The sequence below is a fragment of the Roseomonas haemaphysalidis genome (assembly GCF_017355405.1).
GTDB classification, from domain to species: Bacteria; Pseudomonadota; Alphaproteobacteria; order Acetobacterales; family Acetobacteraceae; genus Pseudoroseomonas; species Pseudoroseomonas haemaphysalidis.
Map to the genome: position 1 here is coordinate 1,152,354 of NZ_CP061177.1, position 22,320 is coordinate 1,174,673.

Genomic DNA, 22,320 nt, shown 5'->3' on the forward strand with positions numbered 1-22,320 from the left:
TGACATTTCGTGCAGACGGGCAGCGCGCCCTGGCAAGCGGCCCGCCGACCTGTTACCGGATGTCCATGTTGCAAGACTGGACGACCTGGTTCGAGGCCTGGGTGCAGGCGAATGCCGCCTGGGCGGCGCCCGTGACCTTTGTGATCGCCTTTCTGGAATCCTTCCCCATCGTCAGCATCCTGGTGCCCTCCACGGCGCTGTTGCTGGGGCTTGGCGCGTTGATCGGCGCCGGGCTGGTGGAGCCCTGGCCGGTGCTGCTGGCCTGCATGATCGGCGGCGTGGGCGGCGATGCGGCGGGTTACTGGCTGGCGCGCTGGATCGGTCCCTACCGCGCCCGCTGCTGGCTGCCGCGCGCCTGCCGCCGCCCCTATGCCTGGTCGGTGGTGGTGTTCCGCCGCTGGGGCTGGTGGGCGGTGTTCGTCGGCCGCTTTCTCGGGCCCATGCGCGCGGTGACGCCGCTGGCCGCCGGCGTCACCGGCATGAGGAACGCCGCCTTCCAAAGCGCCAACATCCTGTCCGCCATCCTGTGGGCGCCGGTGGTGCTGATGCCCGGTTCCATCGGCGGCTGGCTGGCGCGCCAGATGGGCGAAAAGCCGGACCCCGTGATGATCGGCGCCGTGCTGGCCGCCGCCGTGCTGCTGTGGCTGGGCTGGCAACGGCTGCGCCCGGCGGTCTCGGCCGCCCTGCGCGCGCGGCTCAGCCGCCCGTCCTGACCCCGCACCCTTCTTCCGCACGGAGCCGTTAGACGATGGAATGGATCGCCGACCCCACCGCCTGGCTGGGGCTGGGGACGCTGATCGTGCTGGAGCTGGTGCTCGGCATCGACAACCTCATCTTCATCGCCATCCTGGCCGACAAGCTGCCGCCCGAGCAACGCAACAAGGCGCGCATCATCGGCCTGTCGCTGGCGCTGGTCATGCGCCTCGGCCTGCTGGCCGCCATCTCCTGGATCGTCGGCCTGACGGCGCCGCTGTTCAGCGTCGCCGGGCTCACCGTCACCGGGCGCGGGCTGATCCTGGTGCTGGGCGGGCTGTTCCTGCTGTTCAAGGCGACCATGGAGCTGCACGAGCGGCTGGAAGGTGGCCACGAGGCCAAGGAAGGGCCGCGCGTCTGGGCTTCCTTCTGGCAGGTGGTGGCGCAGATCGTGGTGCTGGACGCGGTGTTCTCGCTCGACAGCGTGATCACCGCCGTCGGCATGGTGCAGCACCTGTCCATCATGTACATCGCCGTGGTGCTCGCGATGATCGTGATGATCGCGGCGTCCCGCCCGCTGATGCGCTTCGTGTCCGCGCATCCGACGGTGGTGATCCTGTGCCTCGGCTTTCTGCTGATGATCGGCTTTTCGCTGATCGTCGAGGGCCTCGGCTTCCACTTCCCCAAGGGCTACCTCTACGCCGCCATCGGCTTTTCCATCGTCATCGAGGGCTTCAACCAGCTTGCCCGCCGTGGCCACGCCAAGCGCATGACCACCGGCGACCTGCGCGACCGCACGGCGCTGGCCGTGCTGCGCCTGCTTGGCGGCCCGCAGCGCGGCGACGCGGCGCCCGAGCCCGGCGCGCCCGAGCCGGAGCCGCCGGCCTTTGGCCCGCAGGAACGCTCCATGGTGCAGGGCGTGATGGCGCTGGGCGAGCGGCCGGTACGCTCCATCATGACGCCGCGCAACGAGGTGGTGTGGCTGGACATCGGCGGCACGCCCGAGGAACACCAGCGCAGCATGCTGGAAAGCGGCCATTCGCGCTTTCTGGTGTGCCGCGGGCGGATCGAGGAGATCGTCGGCGTGGCGCTGGCCAAGGACCTGCTGCGCGACCTGATCGAGCAGGGCGCCATCGACCCCGCGCGCTCCATCCGCCCGGCGCTGCTGGTGCATGACCGGCTGGACGTGCTGCGGCTCATGGAGCGGCTGCGCGGCAGCGCGGTGCAGATGGCCGTGGTGGTGGACGAATACGGCACGCTGGACGGCATCGCCACGCCCACCGACATCTTCGAGGCCATCGCCGGCGAGTTCCAGGAAGGCGAGGCCAGCCAGCCCCGCCTGGAACGCGAGGCCGACGGCGCCTGGCTGGTGGATGCCCACCTGGACCTGCACAGCCTGGACCAGCAGCTCGGCACCCGCCTGGCGGAAGACGCGGGCGACTATTCCACCGTGGCCGGGCTGATGATGGGACGGCTCGACCGCCTGCCCGCCTTGGGCGACGCGGTGCAGGTGAACAGCGAGCCGCCGCTGGTCTTCGAGGTCATCGCCATGCAGGGCTTCCGCCCCGAGCGCGTGCGCGTCCGCCCCGTGCCGCCGCCCGAGCCGCAAAGCTGAATGGGCGCGGCGCTGGCGGCCTATGGCGGGCTGGCGCTCGCCGCCTTTGTCGCCGCCACGCTGCTGCCGGCGCAGTCCGAGGCGCTGCTGGCCGGGCTGGTGATCGGCACCGACCACCCCGCCTGGGCGCTGGTGCTGGCGGCGGGCACCGGCAATGTCGCCGGCTCCCTGGTCAACTACGCACTGGGGCGCGGGCTGGAACGCCTGCGCGGCAAGCCTTGGTTCCCGGTGCCGGAAGCCGCCCTGGCCCGCGCGCAGCGCTGGTACGCCAAGGGCGGCCGCTGGACGCTGCTGCTGGCCTGGCTGCCGGTGGTGGGCGACCCGCTGACGGCGGTGGCGGGCGTGATGCGGGAACGGCTGGTGGTGTTCGTGCCGCTGGTCGCCATCGGCAAGTTCGGGCGCTACGCGGCGGTGGCCTGGGCGGCGGCGCAATACTGAGGGGACAGGCCAGGGGGCGCCGCCCCCTGGACCCCCGCTGGGGTGGCGGGGCCACCCCAGACCCCGCCGACAGAAAGCGATCGGGACTTTCTGGATTGGCACGGCGCCAGCCGTGGGCGGAGGATTCTTATAAAAAAATTAGCAGGAACATGATTCCCAGTCGCCGGGGGGGGGGTACCCCCGGCGCGCTGGTCCACCAAAAGCCGGAAATGCCGGGGTCCGGGGTGGCTCAGCCACCCCGGCGGGGTCAAGGGGCGGCGCCCCTGGCCTTCACCCCGGATCGACGATCCCTTCCAGCCCCAGCGTCGCCGCCAGCGCCTCCACCCGGCGCTGCACGCTGTCGCCGGCGAAGACGCCACCGCCCGCCAGGCGCAGGGTCAGCGTCGCGCCCGAAACGGAGAGCGAGGTACGGGACAGCAGGGTGGGGGTGCCGCCGGACAGGGTATAGGCCAGCCGCAGCACCGCCCCCAGCATCTCGGCCCGGCGCATGGCGGCCGAATCCAGCAGCATCCGGGCGCTGGCCAGCCAGGGCGCGTCGGCTTCCGGCTCGTAGCGCAGCGCCACGGCCAGGGCGAGAAAGGCGCGCTCATGGTGGTCCAGGCCGATGCCGGGCTGGCGCAGCACGCGCAGAAAGGACTGTTCGGCGCGGTAGTCGGGGTGGTCGTGGCTGCCGATGTCGGACAGCCAGCAGGCGGCCTCGCGCAGCGCGGTGGCGGCGGGGTTTTCCTGGCCCCACAGGGGGGCGGTCCAGTCCACCAGGGCCTGGGGCATGGCGGTGTCGCGGCCATAGCGCTCGGCCATCTCGCGGCCGGCGGCCAGCAGGGGGTCCTGCTCGCGCACCGCGGGGGGCAGCAGGCGGGCGTACCAGCCTTCGCGCAGGCCGTTGGCGCTGAACACCACGCGGCGCGCGCCGGTGGCGCGCAGCAGGCGGCGCAGCGCCACGGCCGCGAAGGGCAGGTCCTGAAGGCGCTTGGAAGGTGCGCCGGGAATGCGTTCCAGCGTGCGGCGGGTAGCGGCCATCACCAGCCCGCACAGGTCGCGCGCTTCTTCCCGCCGCAGCACGTAGTGGTGCACGATGGACAGCGGGTAGGCGGTCTGGGCGATGTGGATCTTGGCCAGGGCCCGCCAAGCGCCGCCGACCAAATAGAGGTCACGGTCCTTTCCGTTGGGCAACCAGGGCACGCCGGCCAGCTCGGCTTCCGCGATGCCGCGCGCCCGGGTCACGTCGCCGCCCGCGCGGTCGGACAGCCGGATGGCGCCCAGCGGCAGCGAGGTCATGCGCCCCGGCGCGCCCTGGTTCAGCTCCACCAGCTCCAGCGAGCCGCCGCCGAGGTCGCCCAGGATGCCGTCGGCGCTGGGAAAGCCCATCAGCACGCCCTCGGCCGACAGCCGCGCCTCCTGCTCGCCTTCCAGGATGGTGATGGGCACGCCGGGCATGGCATCGCGCAGCGCTTGCGCGAAGGCGGGGCCGTTGGAGGCGTCGCGCACGGCGGCGGTGGCCAGCACCTCGATCGGGTCGGCGCCCATGGCGCGCGCCACGGCGTGGTAGCGCGCCATGACGGTGACGGCCTGGGGCAGCGCTTCCTCGTTCAGCCGGCCGGTGGTTTGCAGCCCGCGCCCCAGGCCGAGCACCGCCTTTTCGTTGAAGATGGCCAGCGGATTGCGCCCGCGCCCTTCGAACACCACCAGCCGCACCGAGTTGGAGCCGAGATCGACCACGCCGCAGCGCGGGATCGGGCCGGGAGGGGGCGGAGTGGCGGCGTCCGGCAGGGTCAAGCGCGAAATCCTTGCAACGTGAGAAGCGGCGGCGGCACGCATGAAGCATGCGGCCGCCGGCAGGGCCAGACCAGGGCTTGGCCTTGCGGGTAACGGGCAAGGCCGGGGAAAGAATTCCCCGGACCGCATCTTTTTTCTGATTCCCATCCGGGGCCGGCCGTGGCGCCGGAAAGAAGCTGGGCGGTCGGGGGGATTCCTGTCCCCGACCGTTTGCCCGCCTTCAGTCCTGCGCCACCCGGTCCTGCCGCCGCCGCGCCGGCCCCCGGCGGGGCGCGCGGTGCAGCGCGCTGCCGCGCCCGGACAGCGAGGGGTTGGTCATGAAGTAGTCATGCGCCGAGATCGGCGTGTCCCCCGCCTTCAGCCGGCGCCAGGAGCCGTCGGCGCGCAGCTGCCAGGACTGCGCGGTGTCCTTGAGGTTGACCACCATGATCTGGTCCAGAATCTGCGCGTGCACGGTGGGGTTCTCCACCGGCACCAGCGTTTCTACGCGCCAGTCCATGTTGCGCGCCATCCAGTCGGCGGAGCTGATGTAGACCCGGGCGCGGCGGGACGGCAGGCGGTGGCCGTTGCCGAAGACCAGGATGCGGCTGTGTTCCAGAAAGCGGCCGATGATGGTCTTGACCCGGATGTTCTCCGACAGCCCGGGCACCCCCGGCCGCAGGCAGCAGATGCCGCGGATGATGCACTCCACCTTCACGCCCGCGGCGCTGGCGCGGTACAGCGCGTCGATCAGCGCCTCGTCCACCAGCGAGTTCATCTTCAGCCAGATGCCGGCCGGCTTGCCTTCGGCGGCGAAGGCGATCTCCTGCTCGATCATCGCCATCAGCGAGGCACGGATGGTCAGCGGCGCGAAGGCGAGGCCTTCCATGGTTTCCGGCCGGGCATAGCCGGTCATGTAGTTGAACAGCTTCTGCGCGTCCCGCGTCAGCGCCGGGTCGGTCGTGAAGAAGCTGATGTCGGTGTACACGCGCGCCGTGATGGGGTGGTAGTTGCCCGTGCCGAAATGCGCGTAGGAGCGCAGCCCCTGGCCTTCGCGCCGCACCACCAGCGACATCTTGGCGTGGGTCTTCAGGTCCACGAAGCCATAGACCACCTGCACGCCGGCCGCTTCCAGCTCACGCGACAGCGCGATGTTGCGCTCTTCGTCGAAGCGGGCCTTCAGCTCCACCATGGCGGTGACGGACTTGCCCATGTCGGCCGCCTCGATCAGCGCGCGGGTGATCGGGCTGTCGCGGGAGGTGCGGTACAGCGTCTGCTTGATGGCCACCACGCTGGGGTCGCGCGCCGCCTGGCGCAGGAACTGCACCACCACGTCGAAGGATTCATAGGGGTGGTGGACCACGATGTCCTTGGCGCGGATGGCGGCGAAGCAGTCGCCGCCGAAATCCAGGATGCGCTCGGGGAAGCGTGGCGTGTAGGGCGTGAACAAGAGGTCCGGCCGGTCGTCGACGATGAGCTGCCGCAGGTCGGCCATGCCCAAAAGGCCATCGACCATGAACAGCTCGGCGCGCGGCGCGTCCAGCTCCTCGGCCACGAAGTCCACCAGGTCGGCGGTCATGCGGGCATCCACGGCGAGCTGGATGGCGCGGCCGCGCCGGCGGCGCTTCAGCGCGGTCTCGTAGGAGCGGACGAGGTCCTCGGCTTCTTCCTCGAACTCCACGCCGGTGTCGCGGATGATGCGGAACAGGCCCTGCTCGGCATTGATGTAGCCGGGGAACAGCCGGTGCAGGAACAGGCTGATCAGGTCTTCCAGCAGCACAAAGCGGATCGGCCCCGTGCCGACGGTGAAGCCGGGGCTGCCGGGCTGCGCCGTGTCCTCGGCCGCCGGCAGGCGGATAAAGCGCTCGATCTGCGGCGGCACGGGCAGCAGGGCGCGCATGGTGCCGCCATCCTCCTCGCGCACCAGCTTCAGCACCATGCACAGCGCCAGGTTGGCGATGAACGGGAAGGGGTGCGCCGGGTCCACCGCCAGCGGCGTCAGCACGGGAAACACCCGCTCCAGGAACCACACCTCCAGCCAGCGGCGGTCGGCTTCCGACAGCTCCTCCACGGCGGCGACGCTGACGCCGGCCTCGCGCAGGTCGCCGCGCAGCTGCCGCCAGGCGGCGTGCTGCTCCTCGATCAGGGCGGCGGCGCGGGCATGGATGGCCACCAGCTGCTGCCCCGGCGTCAGCCCGTCCGGCGAGGAGGGCGCGATGCCCGCGCGCTCCTGCCCCACCAGCCCCGCGACGCGCACGGAATAGAACTCGTCCAGGTTGGAGGCCGAGATGGCGACAAAGCGCAGCCGCTCCAGCAGCGGGTGCTTGGGGTTTTCCGCCTCCTCCAGCACGCGGGCGTTGAAGTCCAGCCAGGACAGCTCGCGGTTGATGAAGCGGGCGGGGCTGTCGGGGGCGATGCCAGGCTCGCGCGGGGCGGCGGCTTCGGCGGTGTCGGTGGGCAGGCTGGGTGCGGCGTCCATCCGCCCAGCCTACAGCAAGGCGGGCAGCGGGGGGGAGGGTGCCAGGCCCGCCCCGGACGAAACATCATGGATCGTTAACGCTTCGCCCTCGGCCAGCAGGGCGTCGCCCGGCGGGCCGAAGCCCGGCCAGTCGGCCAGCGCCGCCCGCGCCAGGGGGCGGGTCACGGCGCCGCCGGCGGCCAGCGCCGCGCGGTCCAGCCGTGCCGCCGCCTCGGCGATCGCCGCCGCCTCGCGCGGCAGGCGGGCCAGCAGCCAGTCGCGCACCGCTTCCGGCACCAGGAGCTGGCGTTCCGCGAAGTCGCGCGCCAGCAGCGTGGCCAGCAGCGGGTCGGAGGGTTCCGCGATGCCCACGGCGGCGGTGGCGCGCAGCCGGCTGGCAAGGTCGGGCAGCAGCACCGGCCAGCGGGCGGGGGGCGCGCGGCCGACCAGCAGCAGCGGCAGGCCGGCGCTGGCGCAGGCGTTGATCAGGTGAAACAGCGCCGCCTCGTCCATCACGCCGTCGGCGTCGTCCAGCGCGGTGGGCGCGGGCTCGGGCACGCCCAGCAGCGCCGGGCCGTGCAGCACCCGCCAGCCCCGCGCGCCCGCCGCCTGGCGCAGCAGGTGCGACTTGCCCACGCCCGCCGGGCCGAACAGCGCCAGCCGGTGGGCGGGCCAGGATTCCACGCGGCCGAGCCAGGCCATCGCCTCGGCATTGGAGGCATCCGGCAGGACCTCGCCGGCGAAGCTTTGCGGCAGGTCCAGCGGCAGGGCGAGCTGGCGTGGCACCGTCAGAGCCCGGTGCGGGGCGGGTCGAGGTAGAGCGGGCTTTCCAGGTAGCGGCGCAGCCAGTAGCGGGCCAGCACGCCGATCACGGCGGCCATGGGCACCGCCAGCAGCACGCCCAGGAACCCGAAGGCGACGCCGCCCGCGAACAGCGCGAAGATCACCCACACCGCGTGCAGCTCCACCCGGTCGCCCAGCAGGCGGGGGTAGATGATGTAGCCTTCCACGATCTGCCCGGTGACGAACACGGCGGCGACCATGCCGACGCCTTCCCAGGTGCCGAACTGCCCCAGCGCCAGGAGCAGCGCCGTGCCGAGCCCGGTCATGGAGCCGACATAGGGGATGAAGGACAGCACGCCCGAGGCGATGCCCAGGATCAGCCCCAGCTCCAGCCCCACCGCCGACAGGCCAATGGCGTAGTAGACGCACAGCAGCGCGCAGCACAGCAACTGCCCGCGCAGCCAGGCGGACAGCACCCGGTCCGTGTCGTGCGCCAGTTGCCGCAGCGTGCCGGCGTAGCGGCGCGGCAGCCAGCTTTCCACCCGCCGCAGGATGCGCGGCCAGTCGCGCAACAGGTAGAAGCCCACCACCGGCGTCACCACCACCAGCGTGAACACCGACAGCAGCGCGTAGCCGCCGCCGATCAGCCGCGTCGCGGCGGTGCCCAGAAAGGCCAGGATGGCGCCCACCTGGCTGACGGCCAGGTCGCGCAGCCGCGTGTCCATGACCTCGGGGCCGAGCCGTTCCTCCAGCGCCGCCAGCCCGTCCTGCACGGCGGTGCCGATGCTGGCCACGTAGCTGGGCAGCCGGGCCAGCAGGGTGCCCACCTGGGCAATCAGCAGCGGGTACAGCAGCAGCACCACCAGCAGCGCCGCCGCCATCATGCCGCCCAGCAGCAGCAGGGCGGCCAGCCCGCGCGGCATGCCCATGCGGGTCAGCCGCGTGGCCACCGGGTCCAGGAAATAGGCGATGCAGCCGGCCAGCACGAAGGGGGTCAGGATGGCCGAGAACAGCCACAGCAGCAGCAGCGTGGTCGCCGCCAGCCCCAGCACCAGCCCGATGCGCTGCCCCCGCGTGGCCGTGCGCGGCCCGGGCGACAGCGGCCCGGGTGCCAGCGGCGGCAGGCGCGGCTCGCCCCGCGCGGCGCGCGGCGGGGGGGCGGCGGTGCCGGGCCTCAAGGCCGGTGGCGGGGCGGTTTCGGACGGCATGCGGTGCAACATAGCCTTTTCCGCGTCGTGGCCGAAACCTTCGCCGTGGCGGCGGAAGGGAATGTCCCCCCCCCGCCGGTCAGACGCGCCCGGCCAGCCCCAGCAGCCACGGCGCGTTGGCCGCGGCCACCGGCGTGGCCACGCCCGGGGTGCCGCCAAAGCGCACCGGGGCCGCCAGCCCGCCGCCGCTGGCGGGGGCGATGCCGCCGGTCTGCTGCAAAACGATGCCCTCGCTGGCCAGCACCTGCGCTGCCTCGGCCGGCGCGCCGCGCAGGCCGAGGCGCAGGCGCGCGCCGTCCACCGCGATGGCCAGGATGTCCACGGATGCGACGGCCGGGCTGCTCAGCAGGCGGCGCCGCAGGTCCAGCCATTCGGCCAGCCCGCCGAACTGCGTCACGCTTTCCACAAAGGCGCTGGCCGGGTTGAAGGCCCCGCCGTTGGTGCGCGCGGCGAGGCCGGGCGGCACGATGGGCGGCGCGGCGTCGTTGACCGGGCCGGATGGCGCGGCGCCGGCCTGGGCGGTGCCCGCCGTGCCCGCGCTGATGCCGGCGAAGCTGGCCACCCGGCGCGGGTTGAAGTTGACCGTGAGCCGCCCGGTGTAGCCGCTGCGGGTGGAGCGTTCCTGCTCCACGATGATGCTGTCCACCATGCTCTCGATCTGGGAGTCGGAGGCACTGCGGCTGAAGCCCAGCTCGCTCGCCATCTTGCCGTAGGCCTGGCGCTGGGCGGCGGTGAGCGCCTGGGTGCGGGCCACCACGGCGTTCTCCGCCGTGGTTTCCACCGTCACGCCGCGCTGGGTGAATCCGCTGTCCTGCGCCCCGGCTGCCATGGGCAGTCCGAGCAGCCCTGTGATGACAGCAGTTGCGGCCAGCCGCCGAAAATGTTGCATTCCGCCCCCTTGGAAGACCTGGCCAGGACGGGGCGGTTGCCCCCTGGGTCTTTGCGCATAGCTTATCGGGCCCCTGCATGACCAGTCTGACCTATCGCGACGCCGGCGTGGACATCGAAACGGGGGATGCCCTGGTGGATGCCATCAAGCCGCTGGCCAAGGCCACCCACCGCCCCGGCGTGATGGGCGGCCTCGGCGGCTTCGGCGCGTTGTTCGACCTCAAGGCGGCGGGCTACACCGACCCGGTGCTGGTGTCGGCCACCGATGGCGTCGGCACCAAGCTGCGGCTGGCGATCGACACCGGGCTGCACGACAAGGTGGGCATCGATCTGGTGGCCATGTGCGTCAACGACCTGGTGGTGCAGGGCGCCGAGCCGCTGTTCTTTCTGGATTACTTCGCCACCGGCAAGCTGGAGCTGGCGCAGGCGCGCGCCGTGATCTCCGGCATCGCCGAGGGCTGCCGCCTGGCCGGCTCCGCCCTGGTGGGCGGCGAAACGGCCGAGATGCCGGGCATGTATGCCAAGGACGACTACGACCTCGCCGGCTTCTCGGTGGGCGCCGCCGAGCGCGACCGGCTCTTGCCGCGGGACGACGTGCGGCCGGGCGACGTGCTGCTGGGCCTCGCCTCCTCCGGCGTGCATTCCAACGGCTTCTCGCTGGTGCGCCGCATCCTGGCGGCGACCAACCAGGGGCACGACACCCCCGCGCCCTTCGCCACCGGGCTGAGCCTCGGCCACGCGCTGCTGGAGCCCACGCGGATCTACGTGAAGTCCGTGCTGGCGCTGCACAAGGCGCGCATCCTCAAGGCCGCCGCGCACATCACGGGCGGCGGCATCGTCGGCAACCTGCCGCGCGTGCTGCCCCAGGGCACCGTCGGCGTGGTGGACGCGGCGAGCTGGCACCCCGCCCCCGTCTTCGGCTGGCTGGCCCAGGCCGGCGGCGTGAAGCCGGACGAGATGCTGCGCGTGTTCAACTGCGGCATCGGCATGATCCTGGTGGTGGCGCCGGACGAGGTGGAAACCGCCATCGCCCTGCTGACCGGCGAAGGCGAGGAGGTCAGCCGCATCGGCCACATCGCCGCCGGCACCGAGGGCGCCGAGCCGGTGGTGGACGTGCAGAACCTGTCCCCCCGCTGGCCGGTGGCATGAGCCTGCCGCGCCGCCGCTGCGCGGTCCTGATCTCGGGCCGCGGCAGCAACATGGCGGCGCTGCTGGCCGCCGCCGCCAACCCGGCCTACCCGGCGGAGATCGTGCTGGTGCTGGCCAACAAGGCGGGCGCCGGCGGGCTGGCCCGCGCTGCCGAGGCCGGCATCCCCACCGCCATCGTGGAAAGCCGCCCCTTCGGCCGCGACCGCGCGGCGTTCGAGGCGGCGATGGAGGCGGAGCTCGCCCAGCACGGCGTGGAGCTGATCGCGCTGGCCGGCTTCATGCGGGTGCTGACGGAAGGCTTCGTGTCCCGCTGGGCCGGGCGGATGGTCAACATCCACCCCTCCCTGCTGCCGTCCTTTCCCGGCGTGGACACCCATGCCCGCGCGCTGGCCGCCGGCGTGCGGCTGCATGGCTGCACCGTGCATCTGGTGACGCCCGGCGTGGACGAGGGGCCGATCATCGCCCAGGCCGCCGTGCCCGTGCTGGCGGGGGATGACGAGCACAGCCTCGGCGCCCGCGTGCTGGAGCAGGAACACGCGCTCTACCCCGCCGCCCTGGCGCTGGTGGCACAGGGGCGGGTGCGGGTGGAGGGGGCGCGGGCGGTGGTCGCGGACCAGCCGGGGCCGGACGCGGCGGCGCTGCGCAACCCGGCCTAGCGGGCGGCCGCCGGCTCCAGCCGCAGCACGCGCCCGCGCGTTTCGTCGGTCAGCAGGTAGATCAGGCCGTCCGGCCCCTGCAGCACGTGGCGGAAGCGCAGCTCGCCCCACAGCAGCCGCTCCTCGCCGGTGATGCGGTCGCCCTCCGTGGACAGGCGGACCAAGCCGGGGGTGTTCAGGCTGGCCATGAACAGGCTGCCCTTCCAGGCGGGAAAGGCGTCGCCGTCATAGAAGTTGATGCCGGACGGGCTGACCGCCGGCTCCCAGTGCCGCAGCGGCTCCTCCATGTCGGGGCGGGAAGCGCCTTCGCCGATGCGGCTGCCGTCGTAGTCGGTGCCGTGCGTCACCACCGGCCAGCCGTAGTTCAGGCCGGGCTTCAGCAGATTCACCTCGTCGCCGCCGCGGGCGCCGAACTCGGCTTCCCACATCGCCCCGGTCCAGGGGTTGCGGGCCAGCCCCTGCGGGTTGCGGTGGCCGAAGGTGAAGATTTCCGGCCGCACCCCGGCGCGGCCCAGGAACGGGTTGCCCGCCGCCGGGCGCCCGTCGCGCTCCAACCGCAGCACCTTGCCGGCCAGATCGTCCAGCCGCTGCGCGCGGGGCTTGTCCTGCCGCTCGCCGGTGGACAGAAACAGCTTGCCGTCCGTGTCAAAGGCGATGCGGCAGCCATAGTGGTTGCGGCTGCCGCCGCGGTCCACCGGCAGGGCATCCAGGATGGGCTGCGCGAAGTCCAGCCGGGAAGCGTCCTCGGCCAGCCGGGCGCGCACCAGCCGGGTGGCGGTGCCCCGCGCGGGGGCGGCCAGCAGCACGGCCTGGCACAGGTAGAGCTCGCGCGTCGTGGCGAAGTCCGGTGCCGGCTGCACGTCCAGCAGCCCGCCCTGGCCGGCGGCCAGCACCTCCGGCACGTTGCCCAGCGGCGCCGACACCGTGCCGTCCCGCGCCACGAGGCGCAGGCGGCCCGGGCGCTCGGTCACCAGCAGGCGGCCATCGGGCAGAAAGGCGGCGCCCCAGGGCCGTTCCAGCCCGCCGGCGAAGGTGGACACGCGGAACGGCACGCTGGCCTGGCGCACCACCTCGCCCGTGCCGGCGACGCGCTGCGCCTGCGCCAGCGGGGCGCAGGCGGCCAGTGCCACCATGGCGAGCAGGGCGGCACGGCGCATGCGGCGCTGCTACTTCGCCAGCGCGCTGGCGATCCAGTCCTTGAGCTGGCTCTTGGGCAGCGCGCCGACCTTGGTCTCGACCGGCTTGCCGTCCTTGAACAGGATCATGGTCGGGATGCCGCGCACGGCGTAGTCGTTCGGCGTCACCGGGTTCTCGTCGATGTTCACCTTGGCGATGGTCAGTTGACCCTCGTAGTCCTTGGCGATCTCGTCGAGAATCGGCGCCACCATGCGGCAGGGGCCGCACCATTCGGCCCAGAAATCCACCAGCACGGGGCCGGTGGCCTGCAGCACGTCGGTCTTGAAGCTGTCGTCGCTGACGGGCTTGGTCAGGTCGCTCATGTGTTGTGTCCCTTGTTCTCGGGGCCGGGCCGGCCCGGCTTGCTCAGGGAACAGAGTCGTGTCGCGGCCCCCCCGGGTCAAGCGGTGGGGGCGCGGGATGGCCACCGGCCGCCGGCGCCCCGCCGGATGCGCGGCCCGGATGCGGCGTGCCGGCGGGCATTCCGCCCCGCCGGAAGCCTTAAACACGGCCGGGGCTGCTTGTTCGGCACACGCACGGCGGGCATAAACCCCGGCGTGACACGTCCTCCGCTCATCACCCCATCGCTCCTGGCCGCCGATTTCGCGCGGCTGGGCCAGGAAGTGGCCGCCATCGAGGCCGCCGGCGCCGACTGGCTGCACCTCGACATCATGGACGGTCATTTCGTTCCCAACATCTCCTTCGGCCCCGCGGTCGTGAAGGCGCTGCGGCCGCATGCGCGCCTGCCCTTCGACGTGCACCTGATGATCGCCCCGGCCGATGCCTATCTGGCGGCCTTCGCCGAGGCGGGGGCGGACTGGATCTCGCTGCACCCCGAGGCCGGGCCGCACCTGCACCGCTCGCTGCAAACCATCCGGGCGCTGGGCAAGAAGGCGGGCGTGGTGCTGAACCCCGGCACCCCTGCGGCGGCCGTGGCCCCGGTGCTGGACCTGGTGGACCTGGTGCTGGTGATGACCGTGAACCCCGGCTTTGGCGGCCAGTCCTTTCTGCGCTCGCAGCTGCCCAAGATCGCCGAGCTGCGCCGCATGATCGATGGCTCGGGCCGCGACATCCGCCTGCAGATCGACGGCGGCGTGACCGCCGAAACCGCGCCGCTTTGCCTTGCCGCCGGCGCCGACACGCTGGTGGCCGGCACCGCCGTGTTCGGCAAGCCCGATTATGCCGCCGCCATCGCCGCCCTGCGCGGCCCCCATGCCGAGGTGTCCGCCTGATGTCCGACTGGCTGCGCGGCGCGCGCAAGGTTGTCGCCGGGCTGAAGCCGGTGAAGGCGCCCGACGCGCCGGCCCGCGCCTTTCGCGACCTGTGGCCGGGCGATGCCGCGCGCGGCCAGCGGCTGCTGCGCGGCGAGTTCGAAAGCCAGGGCACCGTGCGGCCGCTGCTGCTGTCGCAGGAAGGCGGCCAGGGCTGGACGGCCGCCGCCGGCGCCCCCGCGTGGCGCGGCGCCGCGCATGCCTTCGCCTGGCTGCGCGACCTGCGCGCGCTGGGCACCGACGGCGCCCGGCTGCGCGCCCGCGACCTGACGGCCGACTGGCTGGCCCATGGCGGGCATGAGCCGATGGCCGCCGTGCCCGCCGTGGTCGGCGCCCGCGTCTCCGCCTGGCTGGGCCACTGGGACTTCCTGGCCGCGACGGCCGAGGACGGCTTCCGCCGCGCCATCATGGTGCGCCTGGCGCAGGACGCGCGCGTGCTGGTGGCCGGCCTGCCGGACGAGGCCGCGCACCGCGGCGCGCTGGCGGCGCTGAAGGGTGGCCTCGCCGCCGCCGTGGCGCTGGCCGAGGATACCTGGATCGCCCGCTGCCTCCGGCTGCTGCCGGCCGAGATCGACCGCCAGATCCTGCCGGACGGCGCGCATGTGGAGCGCAGCCCGGCCCAGCTGCTGCTGGCCGTGCAGGACCTGATCGAGATCCGCAACCTGATCCACGGCGCCGGGCTGGAAGCGCCGCCGCACCTGGCGCTGGCGCTGGACCGCGCCGCCCCGGCGCTGCGGCTGTTCCGCCACGGCGACGGCGGCCTCGCGCTGTTCAACGGCACGCGCGACGAGAGCGCCGCGCTGGTGGACCTGGTGCTGACCCAGGGGCAGGCGCGTGGCCGCGCGCCGCTGATCCTGGGCGAGGCCGGGTTCCAGCGGCTGCAGGCCGGCCGCACCCTGGTGATCGCCGATTGCGGCGCGCCGCCGGACGCGCAGCGCGGCCCCAGCGCCGGCCCCGCGGGCCTGCCGCGCCACGCCGACCGCTTCCACCACGCCGGCACCCTGGCCTTCGAGCTGTCGGTCGGGCGGGACCGGATGATCGTCAATTGCGGCGCGGCGCCGGCGGCGCACTCGGAATGGCGCGACGCGCTGCGTTCCACCGCCGCGCATTCCACGCTGACGCTGGCCGACACCAACAGCGCTGAGCTGCGCGACGACGGCCTGGGCCGCCGCCCGGACAACGTGGAAGCCGAGCGGCAGGAAGCCAACGGCGCGCAATGGCTGGACAGCAGCCACGACGGCTACAAGCGCGGCTTCGGGGTGATCCATCGCCGCCGCCTGTACCTGTCCGACTCGGGCGACGACCTGCGCGGCGAGGACGCGCTGGAAGGCGCGGAGATCCCCGCCTACGTCATCCGCTTTCATCTGCATCCCAGCGTGTCCGCCACGCTGCAGCCGGACGAGAACGCGGTGCTGCTGCGCCTGCCGTCGGGCGCGGGCTGGCGGCTGCGCGCCAGCCGCGCGCAGGTGGCGCTGGAGGAAAGCGTCTACGTGGCCGGCGAGCCGCGCAGCACCCAGCAGGTGGTGCTGAGCGTCGAGGCCGGCACGGCTTCCGTGCAGTGGGGCCTGGGGCGGGTCAACGTGCCGGGGCCGGCGGGCGACGACTGAGGCGAGGGGAAGGGGCGGGGGGAAGGATCTCCCCGGCCCCCACCTTCTCTGGCCGTTTCCTTGCCTGGCGCCACCGCGCCACTCCGCCCCACCCCGGACTCGCAAAAAGAAAAGAAGGGGTCCGGGGAATCCCTTCCCCGGCCTTTTCCCCGCCCGAAGGCACGCCCCGCGATGAAGATCGCCGAAGTCTGCAACGTCGATTTCTCCATGCGCCACTTCGTGCTGCCGGTGATGCGCGCCGCCCGCGCGCGGGGCCACGAGGTGGTGGGCTTCTGCGCCGAGGGGCCGATGCTGGAGATCCCGCGCGCCGAGGGCTTCCGCGTGGTGCCCGTGCCCTTCGCGCGCAGCCTGAACCCGCTGGCGCAGGCGCGCGCGCTGCAGGCGCTGACGGCGATGTTCCGCGCCGAGAAGTTCGACCTGGTACACGGCCACATGCCGATCTCGGGCCTTCTGGCGCGGGCGGCGGCGCGGCGGGCGGGGGTGCCGAAGGTGGCCTACACGGGCCACGGATTCCTGTTCAACCAGCCGGGGCCGCTGTGGCGGCGTGGGCTGTCGCTGGGGCTGGAATGGCTGGGCGGCCGCGCCACGGACGTGTTCATGACGGTGAGCGAGGAGGAAGCGGCGGATGCCCGGCGCCTTGGCATCGCGCGCAACGCGGTGGGCATCGGCAACGGGCGCCAGCCGGCGCGCTTCCTGCCGGACCCGGCGGCGCGCGCCGCCGTGCGGGCGGAGCTGGGTGCGGCGGAGGGCGACTGCGTGGTGGTGATCGTCAGCCGCATCGTGCGCCACAAGGGCCACCTGGAGCTGCTGAAGGCCATGCAGCAGGTGCCCAACGCCACGCTGTGGGTGGTGGGCAACCGCCTGGATTCCGACCACGGCCCCGACCTGGAGCCCGCCTTCGCGGAGGCCGCGCGGGTGCTGGGCCCGCGCCTGAAGCGGCTTGGCTACCGCGACGACATCCCGCGCGTGCTGGCGGCCAGCGACGTGTTCTGCCTGCCCAGCCACTTCGAGGGCCTGCCGATGTCGGTGATCGAGGCCATGCTGACCGGCCTGCCGGTGGTGGCCACCGACATTCGCGGCCCGCGCGAGCAGGTGCGGCCCGGCGTCACCGGCCTCCTGGTGCCGCCGCTGACGGTGGAGCCGCTGGCCCGGGCCATCGCCACCCTGGCGGACGATCCGGCACTGCGCGCCCGCATGGGCGCCGCCGGGCGGGACTACGCACTGGCGCATTTCGACGAAAGCAAGGTGATCGGCCGGACACTGGACCTGATGGGGCTGTGAGCGCCACGCCCCGGGCGGGCATGGCACATCGGGATGTGATCGCCCCGGTTGCTAGGCAGCCTGAGATACGACGCCTAATGGAATGAGGTCTGGCCGGCGGAGCCTCCGCCGGCGGGCCAAACGTCCAAGGATCGTGCCCGATGTTCTTTCGCAAGCTCATGGCCGGGGCGGCGCTGTCCGCCGCCCTGCTGTCCGGCCCCGCTTTCGCGCAGCAGCCCACGCCTGAGCAGATCGAGATGATCTACACCATGACCCGCAACCAGCAGGGCATCTTCGAATACTGCCAGGGCAAGGGGATGGTGAACCCGGAGGCCGTGGCGCTGCAGCGCCGCATGGTCACGCTGATGCCGGCGCCCGCCAGCACCGCCGCGGGCGATGCGGCCTATGCGCGCGGCCAGGCGGGCACCATGGTGGCAGGGCCGCAGACCATCGTGCTGGCGGAAGCTGCCAAGACCCAGGGCGTGACCGAGCAGGCGCTGTGCAGCAGCATGGCGGAAGCGGTCAAAAAAGCCGCGGCGTCGCTGCCGCCGGGCTGACGCCGCGCGGGTGGCCGGGGCGGGGGGTGTCCCCGCCGCCGGCGCGCCAGGATCACCGCGGCGCCAGGATCACCGGCGCCTCGGCGGGCGGCTCCTGGTCCAGGTAGTCCTCGACATACAGGCGGCGGGTCAGCATCAGCGCCAGGGCGGCCAGCGGCGTGGCCAGCGCCAGCCCCATCAGCCCGAACAACGTGCCCATCGCCACCTGCGACACGATGGTGATCGACGGCGGCAGGTCCACGCTGCGCTGCTGCACGTAGGGCGTGACCAGGTAGCTCTCGACCGACTGGATGGCGATGAAAAGCCCGACCACGGACAGCGCGCCGGTCAGCCCCGATTCCAGCCCCAGCAGCACCGCCGGCACCGCCGAGATCACCGGGCCGATGGTGGGGATAAAGGTCAGCGTCGCCGCGATCACGCCCAGCAGCGGCGCCAGCGGCACGCCGAGTGCCCACAGGCCGAGCCAGGTGAGGGTGCCGACCACGGTCATGGAGATCAGCTGCGCCCCCAGCCAGCCGCGCAGCGTTTCGCCCGCTTCCCGGCAGATGCGGTGCGCCTTGGGGCGCAGCGACGGGGTCAGCAGGTGCTCGATGCCGCGGCGGTGCAGCCCCGGGTCCACCGCGAAGTAGATGCCCAGGAAGATCAGCAGCACCGCGTTGCCCAGCGCGCCGAAGGTGGAGCCCAGCGCCGTGACGGCGGTGCGGCCGCCGCCGCTGGGCAGCTGCAGGTTCTCGGGCTTGAGCTGCTCCAGCACCTGCTGGCCCCAGGAATAGGATTCCAGCCGGCTGGTCAGCTGCTGCGTCATGCGCGGCACCTGCTGCCACAGCTGGCTGGCCTGGTCGGCCAGCGGCGCCGCCGCCAGCATGCCGAAGCCCGCCACCGCCCCCACTACCAGCAGCGCGAACAGCAGCACCCGCGCGGTGCCGCCCAGCCCAAAGCGCTTGAAGACAAGGTCCCCGCCGCCGCGCAGAAACACCGCCAGTAGCACGCCGGCGAAGATCAGCAGCAGCACGCTGGGCACCAGCCACAGCGTGAGCAGCAGCACGGCCACGAAAACGAGGAGGGAGATCGACCTGCGCCGCATGGGGCGGACATCCTTCGGGAAGGGAGCTGGAACGCCGGGCGCCTGGCGTGCCGGTGTAAGGCCCGGACAAGGCCGCCGGTTGCCAAGCCTGCGCTGTTGTCACGGCCCTGCCCCTTGCGCGCGGCGGCAACCCCGCCTATCCGGCGCGCGGAACCACCTTATCCGTTGCACACGAAGGACGTCTTTCCATGGCCGAGCGCACCCTCTCCATCATCAAGCCCGACGCGACCCGCCGCAACCTGACCGGCAAGATCAACGCGAAGTTCGAGGAGCAGGGCCTGCGCATCGTGGCGCAGAAGCGCATCAAGCTGTCCAACGAGAAGGCCGGCGAGTTCTACGCCGAGCACAAGGCGCGCCCCTTCTACAACGACCTGGTGTCCTTTATGACCTCCGGCCCGGTGGTCGTGCAGGTGCTGGAAGGCGAGAACGCCATCGCCCGCAACCGCGAGATCATGGGCGCCACCAACCCGGCCAACGCCGCCGAGGGCACCATCCGCAAGGAATTCGCCGAAAGCATCGAGGCGAACTCCGTGCACGGCTCGGACGGCACCGAGGCCGCCGCGCGCGAGGTGTCCTTCTTCTTCACGGACGCCGAGATCGTCGGCTGAGCCGGCCGGGCGGGCCGCGGCCCGCCCAAACGGAAAAGGGCGGCCCCCCGCGAGGAGGGCCGCCCTTTTTCATGGCCGCGCGCCGGTGTCAGCCGAAGCAGGAATGCAGGAACAGCAGCAGCACGATCACGGCGCCGATGCCCCAGGTGGTGGCCTTGGTGAACATGGACCATCCCTGGGCGCGATCGCCCACGATGTCCTCTGCCTTGACTTCCACGAAGTCGATGTCGTGCTTCACCTCGGCCATGGACGTCCCTTCGCTGTGCACCGTCTGGCCCGAGGTTTAGGCAGCGCCGCGACGCGCGGCAAGGGGGAAGCGTGCCGGCTCAGCCTTCCATCGTCACGCCGGTCAGCCGGATCATCTCCCGCCAGCGCTCCACCTCGGCCCGTTGAAAGGCGGCGAAGGCGGCGGGCGGCAGCGGGTCGGGCGTGAAGCCGGCGCCGGCCAGCCGGGCCGCCACCTCCGGATCGCGCAACCCGCCCAGCATGGCCTCCGCGATGCGCTCCACCACCGGCGCGGGCGTGCCGGCGGGCGCGAACAGCCCGAACCACGCATCGACGGTCAGGTACGGCGCCCCCGCCTCGATTGCCGTGGGAATCTCCGGGAAGTCGGGCAGCCGCGCGGGCGCGCCGATTTCCAGCGCGCGCAGCCGGTTGTCCCGCACCAGCGGCGCCACGGAGGGAAAGGTGGCCACGTAGAAATCGACGATGCCGGCCACCGTGTCCGTCGCCGCAGGCGCGGCACCGCGATACGGCACGTGCGTGGCGTCCAGCTTTTCCGTGCGCGCCAGCGTTTCCGAGATCACGTGGCTGGCCGATCCGGCCTGGGAGGAGGCATAGGTCAGCCGCCCGCTCCGCCCGCGCGCGATCAGCTCCGCCAGCGTCCTGGATGGCGAGGACACCGGCACCACCAGCGCGTGGTGCACCGTGGCCAGCTTGGTGATCGGCACGAAGCTGTCGATGACGTTGTAGGGCAGGGCCGGAACCATGGCCTGGTTGCTGGCATGCGTCTGGTTGTGCCCCAGCACGATGGTGTTGCCGTCCGGTGCCGCGCGCGCCGCCGCCTCGGTGCCGATGATGCCGCCGGCGCCGGCGCGGTTGTCCACGATCACCGGCCGGCCCAGCGTGGCCTGTGCCCGGTCGCCCAGCGCGCGGGCCAGGATGTCGGTGGGCCCACCCGGCGGCGCCGGCACCACCAGCCGCAGCGGCACCGTTTGCGCGCGCGCCAGGCGCGGCATGGCGAGGGGAAGAAGGGCGGTGGCGGCCAGCACGGCGCGGCGGTTCATGGCGGTTCGGCTCCCATGGCGTTGCGGGTGTTCGTGCGCGGGGGGGCGCGGCGTGGTCAAGGGAGCAGAAGGCCGGGGAAAGGAATTCCCCCAGCCCCCGATCTTCTTTTTGTCCGTTTCCCGGGAATGGCGTGCCCAGCCATGCGGCCTGTTTGAAAAGCACGATTCAGGGCACCGCCACGCTCCCACGGCCCGCCCGCTCCAGACTGGCAAAAAGAAGATGGGGGCCTGGGGGAATTCCTTCCCTCAGCCTTCACTCCGCTGCCGCCCCCGCATCCTCCGCCGCGTGCAGCACCCGCAGATGCCCCGCGAAGCGCACCGCATCCGCCACCAGCGCGTCATCCCCCGGCACCGCCCCGCGCGCGTAGTGCAGCGCCAGCACGGAAGCCTGCTCGTAGGAAGCGCCGAGGGCGGACCCGCCGAGCACCAGCGCCTCCGCCCGCCGGGGCTCGCGCACCGCCGCCAGGGCGGCGCGGCCCCAGGCGCGGTGGGCGGCCATCTGCTCGGGCGGGCGGGGGCGGAAGCCGCCGGGGCCCCAGGTGGTGGAGCCGTGGGCGAGGGACAGGTACACGCCCCCGCCATCGGCGCGGAACAGATAAACGGCGTACCAGCCGTCCCGCGCCTTGGGCGAGCGGGCGCGGGAAAAGAACCGCACCCAGGGCGTCGCGGTCTTGGAGCCGAGGCCGTCGCGCCCCTCGATCCGCAGGTCCTCGCCATAGGGGCCCATGGCGGCGGCCAGCGCCGCGTGGTGCGCCAGCAGGGCCTGCGGGATGGCCTGGCGGATGAAGCGGCCGCGGCGCTGCATGGCGGGGGTGTTGGCGGAGGAATATTCCGGCTGCAGGGCCATCACGGTCTCGATGGCGTCCTGCAGCCGGCCAGGCAGGGGGGCTGCCGTCAATGGATCTCCTTGGCCTGGGCCAGGGCCTGCTTCAGCTTCTCCACCGAGAAGCCGTCCGAGGCGCAAAGGTCCAGCACCACCTTTTCCCGCCGGGTGCACAGGTCGATCGCCGCCGGCAGCTTGGCCACCGCGTGGTGCGGGATCACCACGGCGCCGTGCCGGTCGGCATGCACCACCTCGTCATGCCGGCAGCCCATGCCGAGCACCGAGATATCCTGGTTGAAGGCCACCAGGTGCACAAAGGCGTGGCTCGGGTTGACCATGCCGCCGATGATCTGGAACCCCTCCGCTAGCATATCGAGATCACGGAAGGAGCCATTGGTGACGCAACCTTGCGCGCCGAGCGACTGGTGCACGGCGCTGTGCACCTCGCCCCACCAGGCGCCGGTGCCGGGGGTGTCGTCCAGGTCCTGCAGCACCACGACCGTCGGCATGGCGGCATCCGCCACGTAGTCGTACCAGCCGGTGCGGACCGCGTGATCCATCTCCGCCAGCCGGCCGGAAGGGGCGGCGGCGCGCAGCGTGCCGGTGCGCGCCAGCCCGCAGATCGGCTTCAGCGTCACGTCGGCGGCGACCATCGGGCGCACCGTGAAGCCGTGGCCGCGCCGCTCGGGCACGACCAGCTCCAGCGCGTTGCAGATGGTGGGGGTGTCCCAGGCGCGCAGCGCTTCCAGGTCGGCGGCGGTGAAGGGGTAGTCGGGCATGCGGGCGTCCTCCTCGCGCCGGTTGCTCCGGCGTCAGGCGGAAGGATCGCAAGGGGGCGGCGGGGGGTCAAATCGCGCGGGCGGAAGAGAAAGGCCGGGGGAAGGAATTCCCCCGGACCCCCATCTTTCTTCTGCCTGTCTTGCGGTGCAACGGGTGGGGCGGTTCCGCCACATGGGCGACCTCGTTGCAGCCGGCATCGGAAAAAGACAGAAAAAAGAAGGGGTT

22 protein-coding genes are annotated in these 22,320 nt (G+C 72.6%); 10 read left to right on the plus strand and 12 right to left on the minus strand.

The features are described from left to right. Positions 1-65 precede the first annotated feature (65 nt). From IAI59_RS05265 to IAI59_RS05275, 3 genes are read left to right on the plus strand one after another with little or no spacing between them, the layout of a single operon-like run. Entirely contained in the window at positions 66-713 is a 648-nt protein-coding gene (locus IAI59_RS05265; protein WP_207419218.1) for a DedA family protein, read from the plus strand. 35 nt (positions 714-748) lie between these two features. Beyond that, on the plus strand, positions 749-2,308 hold the full coding sequence (locus IAI59_RS05270; protein ID WP_207419219.1) for a TerC family protein: 1,560 nt from the start codon (positions 749-751) through the stop codon (positions 2,306-2,308). After that, on the plus strand, positions 2,309-2,746 hold the full coding sequence (locus tag IAI59_RS05275) for a YqaA family protein (protein WP_207419220.1): 438 nt from the start codon (positions 2,309-2,311) through the stop codon (positions 2,744-2,746). It begins immediately after the preceding gene. Between the two features lie 270 nt (positions 2,747-3,016). Here IAI59_RS05275 and IAI59_RS05280 read toward each other — a convergent pair whose 3' ends face one another. The 5 genes from IAI59_RS05280 to IAI59_RS05300 form a co-directional block, all read right to left on the minus strand. After that, on the minus strand, positions 3,017-4,522 hold the full coding sequence (locus IAI59_RS05280; protein WP_237180946.1) for a Ppx/GppA phosphatase family protein: 1,506 nt from the start codon (positions 4,520-4,522) through the stop codon (positions 3,017-3,019). Between the two features lie 220 nt (positions 4,523-4,742). Then, the gene (locus tag IAI59_RS05285) at positions 4,743-6,980 is read right to left on the minus strand and encodes an RNA degradosome polyphosphate kinase (RefSeq protein WP_237180947.1); all 2,238 of its coding nucleotides are present in this window, start codon (positions 6,978-6,980) and stop codon (positions 4,743-4,745) included. Between the two features lie 9 nt (positions 6,981-6,989). Then, complete coding sequence (locus IAI59_RS05290) at positions 6,990-7,745, minus strand: HdaA/DnaA family protein (RefSeq protein WP_207419222.1); 756 nt, start codon at positions 7,743-7,745, stop codon at positions 6,990-6,992. Between the two features lie 2 nt (positions 7,746-7,747). Beyond that, a complete protein-coding gene (locus IAI59_RS05295) occupies positions 7,748-8,950 on the minus strand; it encodes an AI-2E family transporter (protein ID WP_237180948.1) in 1,203 nt (400 codons plus the stop codon). Between the two features lie 79 nt (positions 8,951-9,029). Next, on the minus strand, positions 9,030-9,779 hold the full coding sequence (locus IAI59_RS05300) for a hypothetical protein (protein WP_207419223.1): 750 nt from the start codon (positions 9,777-9,779) through the stop codon (positions 9,030-9,032). A 137-nt stretch (positions 9,780-9,916) separates the two neighbouring features. Here IAI59_RS05300 and purM point away from each other — a divergent pair, with 137 nt between their 5' ends. Then, positions 9,917-10,987, plus strand: coding sequence for a phosphoribosylformylglycinamidine cyclo-ligase (purM, locus tag IAI59_RS05305; protein WP_207419224.1), 1,071 nt, complete (start codon positions 9,917-9,919; stop codon positions 10,985-10,987). Then, entirely contained in the window at positions 10,984-11,643 is a 660-nt protein-coding gene (gene purN / locus IAI59_RS05310; protein WP_207419225.1) for a phosphoribosylglycinamide formyltransferase, read from the plus strand. The genes purM and purN overlap by 4 nt, the downstream gene beginning before the upstream one ends. On the opposite strand, the gene IAI59_RS05315 is transcribed toward purN, so the two are convergent. Together IAI59_RS05315 and trxA are read right to left on the minus strand one after the other, a co-directional pair. Beyond that, a complete protein-coding gene (locus IAI59_RS05315; protein WP_207419226.1) occupies positions 11,640-12,800 on the minus strand; it encodes a PQQ-dependent sugar dehydrogenase in 1,161 nt (386 codons plus the stop codon). The two genes, purN and IAI59_RS05315, sit on opposite strands and share 4 nt — an antisense overlap. 9 nt (positions 12,801-12,809) lie before the next feature. Further along, the gene (gene trxA / locus IAI59_RS05320) at positions 12,810-13,142 is read right to left on the minus strand and encodes a thioredoxin TrxA (protein ID WP_207419227.1); all 333 of its coding nucleotides are present in this window, start codon (positions 13,140-13,142) and stop codon (positions 12,810-12,812) included. Positions 13,143-13,376: 234 nt separating this feature from the next. Here trxA and rpe point away from each other — a divergent pair, with 234 nt between their 5' ends. The 4 genes from rpe (at position 13,377) to IAI59_RS05340 (ending at position 17,514) form a co-directional block, all read left to right on the plus strand. After that, positions 13,377-14,051 (plus strand): ribulose-phosphate 3-epimerase, encoded by a 675-nt coding sequence (rpe, locus tag IAI59_RS05325; protein ID WP_237181200.1) that lies wholly within the window; start codon positions 13,377-13,379, stop codon positions 14,049-14,051. Beyond that, the gene (locus tag IAI59_RS05330; protein ID WP_207419229.1) at positions 14,051-15,697 is read left to right on the plus strand and encodes a heparinase II/III family protein; all 1,647 of its coding nucleotides are present in this window, start codon (positions 14,051-14,053) and stop codon (positions 15,695-15,697) included. Before rpe ends, IAI59_RS05330 begins: the two co-directional genes overlap by 1 nt. 171 nt (positions 15,698-15,868) lie before the next feature. Further along, a complete protein-coding gene (locus IAI59_RS05335) occupies positions 15,869-16,978 on the plus strand; it encodes a glycosyltransferase family 4 protein (protein ID WP_207419230.1) in 1,110 nt (369 codons plus the stop codon). A 140-nt stretch (positions 16,979-17,118) separates the two neighbouring features. Further along, on the plus strand, positions 17,119-17,514 hold the full coding sequence (locus IAI59_RS05340; RefSeq protein WP_207419231.1) for a pore-forming ESAT-6 family protein: 396 nt from the start codon (positions 17,119-17,121) through the stop codon (positions 17,512-17,514). 52 nt (positions 17,515-17,566) lie between these two features. Here IAI59_RS05340 and IAI59_RS05345 read toward each other — a convergent pair whose 3' ends face one another. Continuing rightward, positions 17,567-18,598, minus strand: a complete 1,032-nt coding sequence (locus tag IAI59_RS05345; RefSeq protein WP_207419232.1) for an AI-2E family transporter — start codon at positions 18,596-18,598, stop codon at positions 17,567-17,569. Between the two features lie 188 nt (positions 18,599-18,786). On the opposite strand from IAI59_RS05345, the gene ndk reads away from it, so the two are divergent. Further along, positions 18,787-19,206, plus strand: coding sequence for a nucleoside-diphosphate kinase (gene ndk / locus IAI59_RS05350; RefSeq protein WP_207419233.1), 420 nt, complete (start codon positions 18,787-18,789; stop codon positions 19,204-19,206). Between the two features lie 88 nt (positions 19,207-19,294). Here ndk and IAI59_RS05355 read toward each other — a convergent pair whose 3' ends face one another. The 4 genes from IAI59_RS05355 to IAI59_RS05370 all read right to left on the minus strand — a co-directional run bounded on the left by IAI59_RS05355 (position 19,295) and on the right by IAI59_RS05370 (position 22,094). Continuing rightward, a complete protein-coding gene (locus tag IAI59_RS05355) occupies positions 19,295-19,453 on the minus strand; it encodes a preprotein translocase subunit SecE (RefSeq protein ID WP_207419234.1) in 159 nt (52 codons plus the stop codon). 79 nt (positions 19,454-19,532) lie between these two features. Next, entirely contained in the window at positions 19,533-20,492 is a 960-nt protein-coding gene (locus IAI59_RS05360) for a Bug family tripartite tricarboxylate transporter substrate binding protein (RefSeq protein ID WP_207419235.1), read from the minus strand. 253 nt (positions 20,493-20,745) lie between these two features. Further along, positions 20,746-21,390: an MrcB family domain-containing protein gene (locus IAI59_RS05365; RefSeq protein WP_207419236.1), complete on the minus strand. Its 645-nt coding sequence runs from the start codon at positions 21,388-21,390 to the stop codon at positions 20,746-20,748. Beyond that, complete coding sequence (locus IAI59_RS05370) at positions 21,387-22,094, minus strand: RraA family protein (protein WP_207419237.1); 708 nt, start codon at positions 22,092-22,094, stop codon at positions 21,387-21,389. The genes IAI59_RS05365 and IAI59_RS05370 overlap by 4 nt, the downstream gene beginning before the upstream one ends. Positions 22,095-22,320 lie beyond the last annotated feature (226 nt).